This window comes from Pseudoduganella sp. RAF19 (assembly GCF_052114165.1).
GTDB lineage: Bacteria > Pseudomonadota > Gammaproteobacteria > Burkholderiales > Burkholderiaceae_D > Rugamonas.
The window spans coordinates 224,413-237,471 of the sequence record NZ_JBFREF010000001.1 but is presented as its reverse complement, the minus strand read 5'-3'; the positions used below and the strand labels follow the sequence as shown (position 1 = coordinate 237,471).

General features: G+C 63.5%; 18 protein-coding genes. 10 read left to right on the top strand and 8 right to left on the bottom strand.

All coding sequences use genetic code 11. The features are described from left to right. Position 1 precedes the first annotated feature (1 nt). From AB4Z19_RS01160 to AB4Z19_RS01135, 6 genes are all read left to right on the top strand, one after another. A complete protein-coding gene (locus AB4Z19_RS01160; protein WP_442026617.1) occupies positions 2-862 on the top strand; it encodes a LysR family transcriptional regulator in 861 nt (286 codons plus the stop codon). Further along, entirely contained in the window at positions 859-1,662 is an 804-nt protein-coding gene (locus AB4Z19_RS01155; protein ID WP_442026615.1) for an ABC transporter permease, read from the top strand. Before AB4Z19_RS01160 ends, AB4Z19_RS01155 begins: the two co-directional genes overlap by 4 nt. Position 1,663: 1 nt before the next feature. Beyond that, the gene (locus AB4Z19_RS01150) at positions 1,664-2,614 is read left to right on the top strand and encodes an MlaD family protein (protein WP_442026614.1); all 951 of its coding nucleotides are present in this window, start codon (positions 1,664-1,666) and stop codon (positions 2,612-2,614) included. Beyond that, positions 2,611-3,273: a hypothetical protein gene (locus AB4Z19_RS01145; protein ID WP_442026612.1), complete on the top strand. Its 663-nt coding sequence runs from the start codon at positions 2,611-2,613 to the stop codon at positions 3,271-3,273. The genes AB4Z19_RS01150 and AB4Z19_RS01145 overlap by 4 nt, the downstream gene beginning before the upstream one ends. 92 nt (positions 3,274-3,365) lie before the next feature. Then, positions 3,366-3,803 carry a carboxymuconolactone decarboxylase family protein gene (locus AB4Z19_RS01140; protein ID WP_442026610.1) on the top strand — a complete coding sequence of 146 codons (438 nt, stop codon included), beginning with the start codon at positions 3,366-3,368 and terminating at the stop codon, positions 3,801-3,803. A 10-nt stretch (positions 3,804-3,813) separates the two neighbouring features. Further along, positions 3,814-4,221 carry a cupin domain-containing protein gene (locus tag AB4Z19_RS01135; protein ID WP_442026608.1) on the top strand — a complete coding sequence of 136 codons (408 nt, stop codon included), beginning with the start codon at positions 3,814-3,816 and terminating at the stop codon, positions 4,219-4,221. 48 nt (positions 4,222-4,269) lie between these two features. Here AB4Z19_RS01135 and AB4Z19_RS01130 read toward each other — a convergent pair whose 3' ends face one another. Next, positions 4,270-5,529 (bottom strand): DEAD/DEAH box helicase, encoded by a 1,260-nt coding sequence (locus tag AB4Z19_RS01130; RefSeq protein ID WP_442034437.1) that lies wholly within the window; start codon positions 5,527-5,529, stop codon positions 4,270-4,272. A gap of 89 nt (positions 5,530-5,618) precedes the next feature. Here AB4Z19_RS01130 and AB4Z19_RS01125 point away from each other — a divergent pair, with 89 nt between their 5' ends. Continuing rightward, positions 5,619-6,584: a dipeptidase gene (locus AB4Z19_RS01125; protein ID WP_442029911.1), complete on the top strand. Its 966-nt coding sequence runs from the start codon at positions 5,619-5,621 to the stop codon at positions 6,582-6,584. Then, positions 6,584-7,561, top strand: coding sequence for a hypothetical protein (locus tag AB4Z19_RS01120; RefSeq protein WP_442033965.1), 978 nt, complete (start codon positions 6,584-6,586; stop codon positions 7,559-7,561). Before AB4Z19_RS01125 ends, AB4Z19_RS01120 begins: the two co-directional genes overlap by 1 nt. A 10-nt stretch (positions 7,562-7,571) precedes the next feature. Here the strand turns inward: AB4Z19_RS01120 and AB4Z19_RS01115 are convergent, their stop codons facing one another. From AB4Z19_RS01115 to AB4Z19_RS01105, 3 genes are all read right to left on the bottom strand, one after another. Next, positions 7,572-8,108 (bottom strand): dihydrofolate reductase family protein, encoded by a 537-nt coding sequence (locus AB4Z19_RS01115; protein WP_442026817.1) that lies wholly within the window; start codon positions 8,106-8,108, stop codon positions 7,572-7,574. Positions 8,109-8,171: 63 nt separating this feature from the next. Beyond that, positions 8,172-8,561, bottom strand: coding sequence for a VOC family protein (locus AB4Z19_RS01110; RefSeq protein WP_442026819.1), 390 nt, complete (start codon positions 8,559-8,561; stop codon positions 8,172-8,174). After that, positions 8,543-8,968: a hypothetical protein gene (locus AB4Z19_RS01105; RefSeq protein WP_442026820.1), complete on the bottom strand. Its 426-nt coding sequence runs from the start codon at positions 8,966-8,968 to the stop codon at positions 8,543-8,545. The genes AB4Z19_RS01110 and AB4Z19_RS01105 overlap by 19 nt, the downstream gene beginning before the upstream one ends. 57 nt (positions 8,969-9,025) lie before the next feature. Between AB4Z19_RS01105 and AB4Z19_RS01100 the strand changes: the two genes are divergently transcribed. Continuing rightward, a complete protein-coding gene (locus tag AB4Z19_RS01100; RefSeq protein WP_442026822.1) occupies positions 9,026-9,385 on the top strand; it encodes a MerR family transcriptional regulator in 360 nt (119 codons plus the stop codon). Here the strand turns inward: AB4Z19_RS01100 and AB4Z19_RS01095 are convergent. Further along, positions 9,382-10,269, bottom strand: a complete 888-nt coding sequence (locus AB4Z19_RS01095) for a LysR family transcriptional regulator (RefSeq protein ID WP_442026824.1) — start codon at positions 10,267-10,269, stop codon at positions 9,382-9,384. The genes AB4Z19_RS01100 and AB4Z19_RS01095 overlap by 4 nt on opposite strands. A gap of 96 nt (positions 10,270-10,365) precedes the next feature. On the opposite strand from AB4Z19_RS01095, the gene AB4Z19_RS01090 reads away from it, so the two are divergent. Continuing rightward, positions 10,366-11,559 carry an MFS transporter gene (locus AB4Z19_RS01090; protein ID WP_442026826.1) on the top strand — a complete coding sequence of 398 codons (1,194 nt, stop codon included), beginning with the start codon at positions 10,366-10,368 and terminating at the stop codon, positions 11,557-11,559. Between the two features lie 38 nt (positions 11,560-11,597). On the opposite strand, the gene AB4Z19_RS01085 is transcribed toward AB4Z19_RS01090, so the two are convergent. The 3 genes from AB4Z19_RS01085 to AB4Z19_RS01075 are packed head-to-tail and all read right to left on the bottom strand — an operon-like array spanning position 11,598 to position 13,050. Next, positions 11,598-11,879: a DUF1330 domain-containing protein gene (locus AB4Z19_RS01085; RefSeq protein WP_442026827.1), complete on the bottom strand. Its 282-nt coding sequence runs from the start codon at positions 11,877-11,879 to the stop codon at positions 11,598-11,600. Beyond that, complete coding sequence (locus AB4Z19_RS01080; RefSeq protein WP_442026829.1) at positions 11,876-12,442, bottom strand: flavodoxin family protein; 567 nt, start codon at positions 12,440-12,442, stop codon at positions 11,876-11,878. Before AB4Z19_RS01080 ends, AB4Z19_RS01085 begins: the two co-directional genes overlap by 4 nt. Next, positions 12,439-13,050, bottom strand: coding sequence for an isochorismatase family cysteine hydrolase (locus AB4Z19_RS01075; protein ID WP_442026831.1), 612 nt, complete (start codon positions 13,048-13,050; stop codon positions 12,439-12,441). The genes AB4Z19_RS01080 and AB4Z19_RS01075 overlap by 4 nt, the downstream gene beginning before the upstream one ends. Positions 13,051-13,059 lie beyond the last annotated feature (9 nt).

The window sequence follows — 13,059 nt, the reverse complement described above, 5'->3', positions numbered from 1 at the left end:
AATGGACTGGGACAACACCCGCATCTTCCTCGCCATCTACCGCGCCGGCACGCTGCGCGGTGCGGCCGCCCTGCTCGATATCGACCAGGCCACGGTCGGCCGCCGCCTCAACGCCATGGAAAAGGCGCTGAACGCCAAGCTGTTTCTGCGCACGCCCTCCGGCTACGTCGCCACGCCGGCCGGCGAAATCGCCTGCCGCTCCGCCATGCAGATGGAGGAAGCGGCGCTGCAGCTGGAACGGGAAATGTCCGGCATCGACAACCGGCTTTCAGGCACGGTGCGCGTGGCGACTACGGACACCATCAGCCACGCCTTCGTGATGGAAGCCATGCGCCGCCTGCACGAGCAGCATCCGGACATCCGCATCGTGCTGGAAGTGAACACCCAGCTGTCCAGCCTCACGCGCCGCGAAACCGACCTGGCGGTACGCACCGTGCGTCCGACCAGTCCCGACCTGATCTCGCGCCACCTCGGCAAGCGCGTGGCGGGGCTGTACGCCACGCCCGCCTACATCGCAACACGCGGAGAACCCGGTACCGGCTTCGCAGGCCACGACCTGGTGATCTACCACAGCAGCGTCACCGCGCGGCAAGGCGAAAAGCTGGGCGGAGAGCCCATCACCAACGCCCGTGTGGCCATGGAAGTCAACACCGGCATGGTGCTGCTGGAAGCCGTGCAGGCCGGCATCGGCATCGGCGAACTGCCCATCCACATCGCGGCCAAGCTGCCCGGACTGCGCCGCATCTGGCCGGAGCGCGAGCACCGCTACGACGTCTACCTGGTGATGCACGCCGACCTGGCGCGCAGCGCTCGCGTGCGGGCCGTCGCAGATGCGATTGTTGATGCTAATATCGCAATATGAACGCTCATGCATCGCATTCCTCGTCCGGACCGCGTCTGCACCTATGGGCCCAGGCCTGGCTGACCAGCTGGTGGCGGCTGCTGCAATTTGCCGCCCTGCTGACCACGCGCGCCTTCCTGCCTTCCAGCTACCGGCGCGATAACCTGCGCGCACTCGCCGAGCAGCTCGTGGTGACGACGGCGAATAACCTGATCTGGTTCACCATGCTGGCCTCTCTGATCAGCCTTGTGATCATCCGCATCGTGGTGGTCACTGCCGTCAGCTATGGCCTGTCGCGTTATGCACTGAATCTGGTGGTGCGCGTGCTGGTGCTGGAACTGGTGCCCTTGACGGCCGCCCTGTTTGTCGCCTTGCGCTCCACCCTGCCCGCAGGGGTCGAATTCGCCCAGCAGCGCGCCGCCGGCGAACAGCTGGAGCCGCATCTCGCGCTGCGTACGCAATTCTTCCCGCGCGCCGCGGCGGGCATGTTCGCGGTGTGGCTGCTGGCCGCCGTGAGCTGCGTGACGACGCTGGTCCTGGCCTATCTGGTGATCTATGGCTTCACGCCCTGGGCCTTGCCCGGCTACACGCGCGTGGTGGGACAAATCTTCGAACCCGCCGTGGCCCTGATCCTGTGGCTGAAGATCGTGTTCTTCAGTATGGCCGTGGCGGTGATTCCGCTGGCATCTTCCTATTACACGGGCGCCGCCAATCCATTGCTGCGCCGCCGCGGCGTGGCGCACGGGCTGGCGGACATGGTGCGCATGTTTGCCGTGATCCTGCTGATCGAAACGGCTTCGCTGATGGGGAACTACTACTGATATGAACGACACCACACAACCCGAACCGGCGCCGGTACGCAACGCGGAATTCAAGGCGCTGCTGCTCCTGATCCTGCTGGGCGTGCTGCTGGTCGGCACGGTGCTTTACCTGATGTACGCACGCGGCGCTTTCGAAGCGACGCAGCGGCTGGTGCTGACCGCCGACGATTCCGAAGGCGTGACCGTGGGCATGGACGTGACCTTCGCCGGCTTCCCCATCGGCCGCGTGCAGCGCATTGAACTGAGCCCGCAAGGCAAGGCGCGCGTGCTGATCGACGTTCCGCAAAAGGATGCGCATTGGCTGCGCACCAGCAGCATCTTCACGCTGGAAAAAGGCCTGGTGGGCGGCGCGCGGCTGCGTGCCTTCTCCGGCATCCCGACCGATCCCCCTTTGCCGGACAACGCCGAACGCGGCCTGCTGGTCGGCGATACAGCCTCCGAGATTCCGAAAGTGGTGCAGGCTGCGAAGGATGTGCTGGAAAACCTGAGCGCCCTCACCGCCAATGAAGGTCCGCTGGGCGCCAGCCTGCGCAACCTGCAGGGCGCGACGGAAAAGCTGAATGGTCCCGGCGGCGCCTTTGGCCTGCTGACCGGAGAAGACCAGAAGGCGCGCGAACTGCTGCGCAATGCGAATTCCCTGATCGTCAAGGCGGACAGCCTGGTAGGCAATGCGGACCGCCGTGTGTTCGGCGACAAAGGCATCGCCACCGATGCGCAGGCCACCATCGTGCAGTTGAACGGCCTGCTGGCCGACGCCCGCACCAGCCTGAAGAAAATGGACGCCATCCTGGCTGATGCCCAGGTGGTCGGCAAGAACGCCCGTGCCGCCACCGAAGACCTGGGCACGCTACGGGCGGAGATCGACAGCAATCTGCGGCAGATCGAACAACTGGTCAATGAGATCAACCGCAAATGGCCATTCAAACGCGATACGGAGATCAAGCTGCCATGAAACGACTCCTGATCTGTAGCGCAGTCCTGCTCTCCGCCTGCGGCGGCGGCCCGCGCGTGCCGGACTGGCAGATGAATGCCCACCAGTCGCTGGAACGGGCGCAGGCGGCCTACCTGTCCGGCAAGGACAATGTCGAGAAGACTGAATTCGCACGCGCCCGCGAGCAGATCGCCAGCACCGGCAAGGTGGAACTGATCATCCGCATCGAACTGGCGCGCTGCGCCGCGCGCGTGGCAGCGCTATCGTTTGGCGAGTGCCCCGGCTTCGAAGCCCTGCGCGCCGACGCCAGCCCGGCCGACGCAGCTTACGCAAACTATATTGCCGGCCGCGCGCAAGCGTCCGAGGCGGCCCTGCTGCCCGAACCCCAGCGCGCCGTGCTGGCGGCCGGTGGCGACGAAGCCGCCGCGAAAGCCGTGGCGGCCATTCCCGATCCACTATCGCGCCTGGTCGCAGCCGGGGCCGTGTTCCGCGCCAACCGCGCCACACCTGCGGTGCTGGACACGGCTGTCGAAACCGCGTCCGCGCAAGGCTGGAAGCGTCCCCTGCTGGCGTGGCTGAATGTGCAGGCCATGCGGGCCGAAAAAGCCGGTGATTCGGCCGAAGCTGCCCGTCTGCGCCGCCGCATGGTGCTGGTCGAGGGACCAATTGCAGGAAGTTGACCCCTGATTTCTCCCGGAATTGGCCCCTTCGCAGGGCGATGGCCTCCCTACAATGGACTCCATCGAACACCAATTCTTCAAGGAGAACTCACATGGAACGCATCAACTACTACACTGCATCGCCGGAAGCCATGAAAGCCATGATGGCGCTGGAAAAGGCCGTCAACAGCCTGGGTCTGGAAAAACCGCTGGTGGAACTGGTCAAGCTGCGCACTTCGCAGATCAATGGCTGCGCCTTTTGCGTGGACATGCACTCCACCGACGCCCGCAAAGCCGGCGAGACTGAACGCCGCCTGATGGGCGTGTCGGTATGGCGCGAAACCCCGTTCTTCACCCCGCGTGAACGCGCTGCTCTGGCATGGACCGAAGCGCTGACCCGCCTGTCCGAAACCCACGCGCCGGACGAAGACTACGCCGCCATGGCCAAGGAGTTCACGCCGGCCGAGCAGGTCAATCTGACCATGGCCATCAATACGATCAATGCCTGGAACCGCTTCGGTGTCGGTTTCCGCGTCATCCCTGCAGTGTAAGGAGGCCGCCATGCTGAAACGCGCTATTTTTGCAGCAATCGGCGCCGCTGTGTTTGCGGTGGGCCTGCCATCGCAAGCGCATGATGCGGCCGACAACGCCACCGTCCTGCAAAAGCACGCCTTGCCGGAAGCGCCGGGCCATACCGGGATTATGCTGACCGTGAATTACGCGCCTGGCCAGTCTTCGCCAGCGCATGTGCATCCGGGTTCCGTGTTCGCCTATGTGATGGAAGGTGAAGTGGAGTCGCAACTGGAAGGCGAGGCGCCGGTGAAGTACAAGGCGGGCCAGTTCTGGTACGAATCGCCGAAGCACCCGCACGTGGTGTCGCGCAATGCGAGCAAGACCAAGCCGGCCAAGCTGCTGGTGGTGCTGATGGTCGGCGATGGCGAAGAGATTCTCCAGCCGTATAAAAAGTAAACCCACGGCGTGAAGCAGGTGCCAGCCACATCGTGGCTGGCACCAGGTTTAAGGCTCTGGTTTTTGGACCGCCGCGGCGGCTTCCCGCAGCTTGTCCTTCTTGCTCTTGCGCTTGCCTTTGACGCCGCCGTTCGCCGTATCGGTAGCGGCGCCCGGTGCGGGCGCCTGCGTCACCGGTTCAAAGCCCGCAACACGCTCGCGCGCCACGCGCTTGTCCTGGCGCTTCTCGATCAGGCGGAAATGCTGTTCCATCTCCGGCGTAATAAAGCTCACGGCCAGCCCGCTGGCGCCCGCGCGGCCCGTACGGCCGATGCGGTGGATGTAATCGGCCGGAGAGCGCGGCAAATCGTAGTTCACCACCACCGGCAATTGCGCGATGTCGATGCCGCGCGCCGCGACGTCGGTCGCCACCAGCACGTGCATTTTCCCCGACTTGAAATCGGCCAGCACTTCGGTGCGCGCGCCCTGGCTGAAGTCGCCGTGGAAAGCTTCGGCAGCGACGCCGTTGTGGCGCAGCTTGTCGGCCACGTGCTCGGACGCGTACTTGGTCGCCACGAACACCAGCACCTGGTTCCATTTATTCTCGCGCACCAGCTGGCGCAGCAGCTGGGTGCGGCGCCCAGCATCCACTTCAATAGCGCGCTGGGTGATGTCCGGCTCGTGCGCCTCTTCGCTCACCGTCTCGATGCGCACGGGATTGCGCAGCATGCGCGTGGCCAGTGTCTGCACAGCCGGCGGGAAAGTCGCGGAGAAGAACAGGTTCTGGCGCTGTTCCGGCAGCAGCGACAGGATGCGCGAAATCTCTTCGCTGAAGCCCATGTCCAGCAGCTTGTCCGCCTCATCCAGCACCAGCGTGGCGCAGCGGTCCAGTTTGAGCGCATTGTGTTCGACCAGGTCCAGCAGGCGGCCGGGTGTGGCGACCATGATGTCCGTACCGCCGCGCAGCGCCATCATCTGCGGGTTGATCGACACGCCGCCAAAGGCAATCGACACTTTCAACGGTACCGGCAGATGTTGCACCAGGGTACGGATCGCCTCCCCTACCTGGGCCGCCAGCTCGCGCGTCGGCACCAGTACCAGTCCATGCAGGCCGCTGCGCTGGCCGGAACGCGCCGACAGCAGCGCATGCAGCATGGGCAGCGCAAAAGCGGCAGTCTTGCCCGATCCGGTCTGGGCCTGGCCCAACACGTCTTCACCGCGCAGGGCGGCAGGAATGGCGGCGGACTGGATGGCGGTAGGTGCGTCGTAGCCGATGGCGGCAACGGCGTTCAGCAGGGGGGGCGCAAGGCCGAGCGAGGAAAAGGACATGGTGGACATTAACTGGTTCAAGGCAGCAGTATACCTTGCCCGGCCATTCATGCGACCATAAGGTTCCTGCCACAATATAAACGATAAAAATGATTAACTGGGACGCTCACTACTGCCTGCCGCAGCATCCGCATGCGGATTTTTCGCCGATCGACCGGCTGCATGCTTCCGGTGTCAATTATGTTTCGCTCAATGTGGGGGCGGATATGAATCCGGTCTCGCAGGTGATGTCCGTGATTGCGGGCTATCGTGCGCGCATCGACGCCAATCCTGAACGCTATGCGCTGGCATCGACCGTGGACGAGATCATTCAGGCGGCGGCAGATGGCAAGCTGGCGATCGGCTTCGATCTGGAAGGTTCGATGCCGCTGATGGACCAGCCGGAAATGGCGGCTTTATATGCCCAGCTGGGCGTACGCCAGATGCACTTCGCTTACAACCGCAATAACAGCGTGGCTGGTGGATGCCACGACACGTCGCAGGGTTTGACCGCGCTGGGCCATCGCGTGCTGGCGGCGGTCAATGACGCCGGGATTATTGTGGATTGCTCGCATACGGGGCGTATGTCCAGCCTGGACATCATGGCCGCGTCGACCAAACCGGTGGTGTTCAGCCACGCGAATCCCTTCACGCTGGTGCAGCACGGGCGCAATGTGACCGATGAACAGATCCAGGCTTGCGCGGAGACAGGTGGCGTGGTGTGCGTGTCCGGCTTGTCGTGGTTTATCGGCAAGGAGAATCCTGGCGCTACTGATGTGGCGCGCCATATCGCTTATGTCGCCGACGTGGCGGGCACCGCGCACGTTGGGGTTGGCCTGGACATCTGCGTCAGCGAACCGGATCTGGACGATACGCCGCCTGGCGATTTCGATCCTTCGTATTGGTGGCCGGCGTCGGCGGGCTATAGCGCGGAGCGCAAGCCAAGCTTCGCGCCGGCATCCGTGTGGCGTGAACTGCCGGGCGAGTTGCGCAAACTGGGCATGGCGCCCAGCGAGATTGAGCAGGTCCTCGGACGCAATATGCTGCGCGTCGCGCGCGCCACCTGGGGCGCTTAATGCGCGTGGCCGCAGCGGCGCTGGCCTGCGCCTGTGCAAGTGCCGGCGCGCACGCTGCCGCCGCGCCAACGCACAAGGCCGCAGCGGCGCCTCGCGCGCACGCATCACATGCGCACACCGCCGCTCCGGTCGACGCAGCAGTCCAGCGCCTGCCCGGCGAGCCGCAAGCGGTATTCGTCAAGGACGGCGCGATCATGAGCCCAGTGGCCACCGTTGCCGCCGGCAGCATCGACGCCTTCCCATCCGCCTCCACCGCGGCGGGTATCGCGGCTAGCACAACAGCGGCGAGCGTGAATACGGACCTGGCGCAACGGTACTTCCTGCCGGGCCGTGCCTACTATCTTTATGGCGACGGCGCCGCAGCCAAGGGCATCGCGGCGGGGCCGAAGAAGATGTCCTGCGAATCGCTGACTGGCGCAGTGGCCGCGCCGGCCGGAGCCGCAGCGCCGACGGACGGCGTGCTGACCAATTTCGCGCTCGGCCCGCAAGGCCCGGCCGCGCGCGCGCCGACCGCGGACGAGCAAAAGCTGATCACCCAAATGGCCAAGCAGCTGCTGAAGCGTCAGAACGTGCCGCCACACTACATCGCTCTCCTGCTGGGCAAATTGCAGACCGGCCTACAGCGCCAGCAATCGCAGGCTGTGTTAGCGCTTCCGGGCAAAACCAGGCCGTTGTTATTTGCCAGCTATGCGCTGGACTGGACGCTTGCGAATCTGCGCGGCAGCTTCTCGCTCACCTTCATCGCCGAACCGAATGACACCGGCGTCTACATCCCAACCTACCGCGACTTCGACAATATCGAGGGCGAAGGCAGCGGCGAAACGCGCAAGTTCCTGGCCAATGTGGACCTGAACGGCGATGGCAGCGATGAACTGATCCTGTCCGCGACAGGCGGCGAGCACTGGTGGTACGAAGTGCTGTCGCGCGTGAACGGCAAGTGGACGCTGGCTGCAAAAGGCGGTGGCGGCGGCTGCTAAGCGGGACGTGCTAAGCGGGACGCAACACCTGTCCCATCACGCCATTGCGAAAATACCGCAACTGCGTCAGCGATAGCTGCATCGGCTCATCCAGAATCGGGAACAGCGGCAGTCCGCTGCCCAGCGCCAGCGGATGCACCAGCAAGCGAAACTCATCCACCTGCCCTGCCCTGATCAGCGCCTGCGCCACGCTGGCACCGCCGTGCGCAACCAGATCGCTTCCCGGCTCGCGCTTGAGACGCGCCACCGTCTGCTCTAGCGGACCTGGCAAGGATACGGTAGCAGGCGTCGGTACGAAATCACCCCGCGTCAGTACCAGCAAAGGCGCGGCGCGGAAGCCCAGCGCGCACGGCCCTTCGCTCCAGCGTGCAGAAATCTCCAGCAGTGAATCGCTGCCTACCAGATGCACGCCCGCACCTGTCAAGCCGTCGGCGAGCCAGTGCTGGACATCCTCGTCCAACCCGGCCCCAATCCACCCGGTTTCACCATTGATGCCCGCCACGAAGCCGTCGGCGGACAGGGACATTGTCAAAATCAGCTTGCGCATTGCATTCTCCATAGCGGTCTGTTACCGCTACGACGAACCACAAAGCGCAAAATCGACAATAGCTCACATGCCTACGTCACCATACGGCCCCGCCACCACGACCACATAGCCGTCCGGGTCGCGCAGCCAGATTTCGCGGTGCTGGGCATTGGTGTTTTCCTTGGGGCCTTCCACAACGTGGGCATTGGCGCGCGACGCGCGGTCGACAGCATCGTCGAATTCGTCGGTCCAGAACCACAACAGCACGCCGTTGCCGTAGGGGCGTTTTTCGGGATCGCCCATGTGCGGATGGTGGTGCGCCTCCCAATGGTGCAGTTGCAGCACCAGTTTGCCGTCGTTCAGGAGCATTTCGTACTCGTTGCCACCGTGCCCACTCTTTAGGCCAAGCGCTTTCTGGTACCAGCGGCTGCTGGCTTCAACGTTGCTGACGGCTATCAAAGGTTGCGGTTGCATGGCACACTCCTCTTGACGGACGAGTGCCAAGGATACCACTGCGCAAGGCACCAGGAAAACTCCGGCACGAGGAAAAGCCACAGCAGCGGTGCACCAGTTTGAGCCAGCGCCCATGCCATCCATGCACTGCAAAGCAGGCGTGCCGCGCCGTCATACAGCCCGTATTGCGGCTGCGGATTACGCAGCCGCAGCATCGACCACACCATGACCAGACTGCCCATCAGTCCTGCGAACAGCACCTGGAAGGCCGAGAATGGTGGCAATGGCAAGCCGCCCAGCGCGGCATTGATCGCCGACAGCTGGCCGTGCGCAATTGCGAAAGTCCACGGCGTGGCAAAGGGAAAAGTGACCAGTAGGTCGTACAGCGCGCTGGCGCGCACAATGCGGAGGTAAGTTTCGGTTTTCATGCTCCGCATGCTAAAGCCTGGAGTACACTCCAGGGTCAAGCACTTTTGGAGACTGCCATGCAGATTGGCGCCATCGCCGAAGCTACCGGCATCAGCCGCGACACCTTGCGCTTTTACGAGAAGCGCGGCCTGCTGCGCGCGCGCCGCAACAGCAATGGCTATCGCGACTATCCGCCGGAAGCGGTGGACTGGCTGCGCTACATCCGCACCGCGCAATCGCTCGGATTCAGCCTGGCGGAAATTGAGGCGGATCTGCCGCTGCTGTCGGCGCCAGATGCATCGGCGGATACGCTGCGTGCCGCGCTGGCCGCCAAGCTGGATGAAATCGACCGCCGCATCGCCGGCCTGCAGGAGCTGCGCGGTGAACTTGCGCGAAGGCTCGATGTCGGCATGGCGAACTGCCCGCTGCGCCCTTAATCGGGCAAATGGCTGCTGAGCTGTTCGGCAAATTTCTCGGCTGCGATGGACAGCGTCCGCCCCTTCAGCTTTCCAAGAACGACTTTGATGTGATCGATGTCCTGCGTGCTGATCGGCCGCGCGCAAATCCGCTTGTCGCCAAGCGGCATGCCACTCAGCGCCACAAAAGTGATGGCAGACTCGCGCAGAACGAAGCTGCGCAGGAATTCAATCGAGCCGGATTCCACCGCCACCTCAGGCTGGATCTGGTGCCGGTAGATCCACTCGTCCAGTAGCGCACGCACCGCGAGGGCCTGGCTGGGCATGGCAATCGGATGTTTGAAGCAATCCCGCAGGCGGACCGTTTCCTTGTGCGCCAGCGGATGGGATTTGCTCATCACGGCACACAGCGGCTGTTTTTTGACCAGCATTTCCTGCATATCCGCTGACGGCGGCGGATCGATCAGCAGCGCGAGGTCGGCTTCGTAATTGGTCAGGGAGCTGATGCCCAGGAAGTTGTCGCGGATCTCCACAGTGAACGACACGTGCGGGTAATGCTTGCGGTAGGCCGCTATCTCATCCGGCAAGATGCCGTCGATGAAGGATTGGGCGGCAGCCACTGTAACGTGGCCGCGGCGGATACCCGCCAGATCCGAAAGCTGGGTGCGCAGCCGTTCGAAATCCGCATTCTGATTCTGGATATGGTGCAGCAGCAGATCCCCTGCCTCATTCAGGCGCATGCCTTGCGGCAGGCGCTCAAAAACCGGCGTTCCCAACTCCTCTTCGAAGTCCTGAATTCTGCGCGTCAGCGCCGATGGCGTGATGTGCAGATGGTCGGCCGCCTGACGTATGGACCCGATGCGCGCCACTTCCGCGATGAAGCGGTAAATCTGAAGATGTCTCATGCGTTCGATTTTACGCAACGGATCGTTGAAAATCGAGCACTAGACTGCAACACACACGGCTCCTATAGTTCAGCGTTGATTTGCAAGGAAACGCACGTGAACAAGAATCCAGCACCATCGATCAGCCCCGGACTGACGATCATCATGGCCATTGCCTGTGGCCTCTCGGTCGGCAATATCTATTACAACCAGCCCATGCTCGGCATCATGGGCGACAGCTTCCCCGACCATCGCGCCCTCGTCGGCTTTGTGCCAACGGCGACCCAGCTTGGCTACGCCCTGGACCTGCTGCTGGTCGTGCCGCTGGGCGACCGCTTTGAGCGGAGGCGCCTGATCGTGATTCAGTTCGCAGTGCTGGCGCTGTCGCTGGCGGCGGTGGCGCTGGCGCCGGACGCGTGGTCGGTGGTGATTGCGTCCGTATTTGTCGGCCTGACGTCCAGCGTGGTGCAGCAGATCCTGCCGTTTGCGGCCGAGCTGTCCGCGCCCCATCGTCGCGGCGCCACGATCGGCATTGTGATGAGCGGCCTGCTGTGCGGCATTCTGCTGGGACGTGCTTTTGCCGGCGTAGTGGCCGTGCATTTCGGCTGGCGCGCCATGTTCTGGCTGGGATTGATGCTGGCGATCCTGGTCGGCGCGGTGCTGGCTTGCGTCTTGCCGAAAAGCCCGGCCAAAACCCGCGCAAGCTACGGCGAGCTGCTTCTTTCACTGGCCACGCTGTGGCGCGAGGTGCCGCAACTACGGCGCGCGACCATGATCCAGGCTTGCGTGTTCGCTTCCTTCAGCTGCTTGTGGACCACGCTGGCCCTTCATCTCGACGCCAATTATCATCTCGGCGCGGACGTTGCCGGCATGTTCGGCATCATTGGCGCCGTCGGCGTGCTGTTTGCGCCGTTCGCCGGCAAGATCGCCGACCGGCGCGGGCCGCATTTTGTGATCGGACTGGCCGGCGCGACGGTCACGCTGTCCTGGCTGGTCTTTGGCGTCTGGGGCTCGGTGGCGGGACTGGTCGCGGGCGTGGTGCTGCTCGACTTCGGTGTGCAGGGCTCGCAAGTCTCGAACCAGCACGTGATCCAGGCACTCAGCCCCGAGGCACGCAACCGCCTGAACGCGACGTTCATGAGCGGCACCTTCCTCGGCGCCGCGGCTGGATCGGCAGCCGCGAGCCTGGCCTGGGAGTTCGCAGGCTGGAATGCCGTGTGCGCGCTGGGTGCAGTGTTTGCGGCATTCGCCCTCGGTGTGCACGCTACCGGGGTACGTACTGCATCCAGCAGAAGCTCAGGGTGCGCATAATTTTCGGCGTGCCATAGGCAGGAGGCATGAGTGCATCCTTAGCCGAGCAACTTGAATTCTGCGCTCATGGCGAGGTCGCGTGTTGCGCGCAGCTGGATGTAGTCCGGCGAGCGGTACCAGGCCAGTGCGGCATCCTGGCTTGGAAATGCGAGGACCACCGCACGCTGATATCTGATGTCGTGTGCATCCAGACCTTGCAGCGGCCCGCGCGCGATGACTTCACCGCCATGCCGAGCAATCAGCAGCCCCACCGCGGACACATATTCGCTGAGCGCCGTCGTGTCCTTCACATTGAATTCCGCAATGACGAAGGCAGTCATGATGCAAAGCTCACGCTGATTTCGGCAATGCGGCGGCCCAGGCGCGCTGCCGTTTGCAGGTCGGACTCCAGCATGCCTTCCGCACCCTGATCGGCGTTGGCTTGCGCCATCGCACCGGAGAAGCTGCCCAGCCGATTCAGATCATTCACGGAACCATTACTGTTGTTATTCCCCGGCGGGAGATCCAGGCCAACCCAGATCATGGCGTGCTGGTTGGCGAACACCATCATCTGCAGCAGCGAATTAAGCTTGTCGCCCGACTGCGACGCCGAGGTGGTGAAGCCGCCAGCCACCTTGTTCTTCCAGGCCTGGCCAAACCACGCCTTGGCACTCGCATCCATGAATCCCTTGAATGGCGCGGACACGCTGCCCATGTAGGTCGGCGCGCCGAAGATCATGGCATCGGCATCGGCCAATTCCTGCCAGGCTGCGTCGTCGAGCGCTTCGACCGGGTAGAGTTTCGCATCCACGCCGCTGACTTGTTCGACGCCGAGCCCCACTGCCTCAGCCTGGCGCGCGGTGTGTCCGTAGCCGCTGTGATAGACGATTGCGATCTTTTTCATTTTACGGAGCCCAGGAATTCGTCGATAGTGATGGTGGCGTGGCCAAAGGTCGGATACGAAATATCCAGTGCTGCGCGGTGCGCGGCTTCGGTGAATTCCGCGACGCCGTCGGACAGGAAGGTCACATGGAAGCCCGCTTCCAGTGCGTGACGGCCGGTGCCTTCCACGCAGGTGTGCGAGGTCAGGCCGGCAAGCACCACGCGCTCGATGCCATTGGCCCGCAGCTGCTGCTCAAGGTCGGTTCCGACGAAGGAGTCGAACATGCGGTGCTGGCTGATGATGATGTCGCCCCCTTGTGGCTTCAGGGGTTCGTAGAAATCGGCGCCCCAGCTACCCTTCCAGAAGACCTGCTTTTCCAGGCCGAACTGGAAACGCGGATGGACATGGTGCACGTCATCGAAGCTGTGCTCATCGACGCCGTGCGGCGAGTAAAAGATTTTGACGCCGGCGGCGCGGGCGCCTCGCAGCAGATGCTGGAGTTTCTCGATCAAGTTTGTCTGCTCGACCATTGGCGCGATCATGCCGTGCAGCTTGCCTTCGTCGGCAAGGAAATCGTTCAGCACGTCGACCAGAACGATGGCAGTAGTTGGGGCTGGATAGGCGTTCATATTCATCTT

Bases quoted from the DNA above. Each gene is read 5' to 3' on its own strand.
- AB4Z19_RS01115 (WP_442026817.1), bottom strand. From the start codon at position 8,108: ATGCGCAAGCTGATTTTGACAATGTCCCTGTCCGCCGACGGCTTCGTG.
- AB4Z19_RS01095 (WP_442026824.1), bottom strand. From the start codon at position 10,269: ATGAGACATCTTCAGATTTACCGCTTCATCGCGGAAGTGGCGCGCATC.
- AB4Z19_RS01135 (WP_442026608.1), top strand. From the start codon at position 3,814: ATGCTGAAACGCGCTATTTTTGCAGCAATCGGCGCCGCTGTGTTTGCG.
- AB4Z19_RS01110 (WP_442026819.1), bottom strand. From the start codon at position 8,561: ATGCAACCGCAACCTTTGATAGCCGTCAGCAACGTTGAAGCCAGCAGC.
- AB4Z19_RS01130 (WP_442034437.1), bottom strand. From the start codon at position 5,529: ATGTCCTTTTCCTCGCTCGGCCTTGCGCCCCCCCTGCTGAACGCCGTT.
- AB4Z19_RS01105 (WP_442026820.1), bottom strand. From the start codon at position 8,968: ATGAAAACCGAAACTTACCTCCGCATTGTGCGCGCCAGCGCGCTGTAC.
- AB4Z19_RS01160 (WP_442026617.1), top strand. From the start codon at position 2: ATGGACTGGGACAACACCCGCATCTTCCTCGCCATCTACCGCGCCGGC.
- AB4Z19_RS01145 (WP_442026612.1), top strand. From the start codon at position 2,611: ATGAAACGACTCCTGATCTGTAGCGCAGTCCTGCTCTCCGCCTGCGGC.
- AB4Z19_RS01085 (WP_442026827.1), bottom strand. From the start codon at position 11,879: ATGACTGCCTTCGTCATTGCGGAATTCAATGTGAAGGACACGACGGCG.
- AB4Z19_RS01100 (WP_442026822.1), top strand. From the start codon at position 9,026: ATGCAGATTGGCGCCATCGCCGAAGCTACCGGCATCAGCCGCGACACC.
- AB4Z19_RS01150 (WP_442026614.1), top strand. From the start codon at position 1,664: ATGAACGACACCACACAACCCGAACCGGCGCCGGTACGCAACGCGGAA.
- AB4Z19_RS01140 (WP_442026610.1), top strand. From the start codon at position 3,366: ATGGAACGCATCAACTACTACACTGCATCGCCGGAAGCCATGAAAGCC.
- AB4Z19_RS01080 (WP_442026829.1), bottom strand. From the start codon at position 12,442: ATGAAAAAGATCGCAATCGTCTATCACAGCGGCTACGGACACACCGCG.
- AB4Z19_RS01120 (WP_442033965.1), top strand. From the start codon at position 6,584: ATGCGCGTGGCCGCAGCGGCGCTGGCCTGCGCCTGTGCAAGTGCCGGC.
- AB4Z19_RS01125 (WP_442029911.1), top strand. From the start codon at position 5,619: ATGATTAACTGGGACGCTCACTACTGCCTGCCGCAGCATCCGCATGCG.
- AB4Z19_RS01075 (WP_442026831.1), bottom strand. From the start codon at position 13,050: ATGAACGCCTATCCAGCCCCAACTACTGCCATCGTTCTGGTCGACGTG.
- AB4Z19_RS01155 (WP_442026615.1), top strand. From the start codon at position 859: ATGAACGCTCATGCATCGCATTCCTCGTCCGGACCGCGTCTGCACCTA.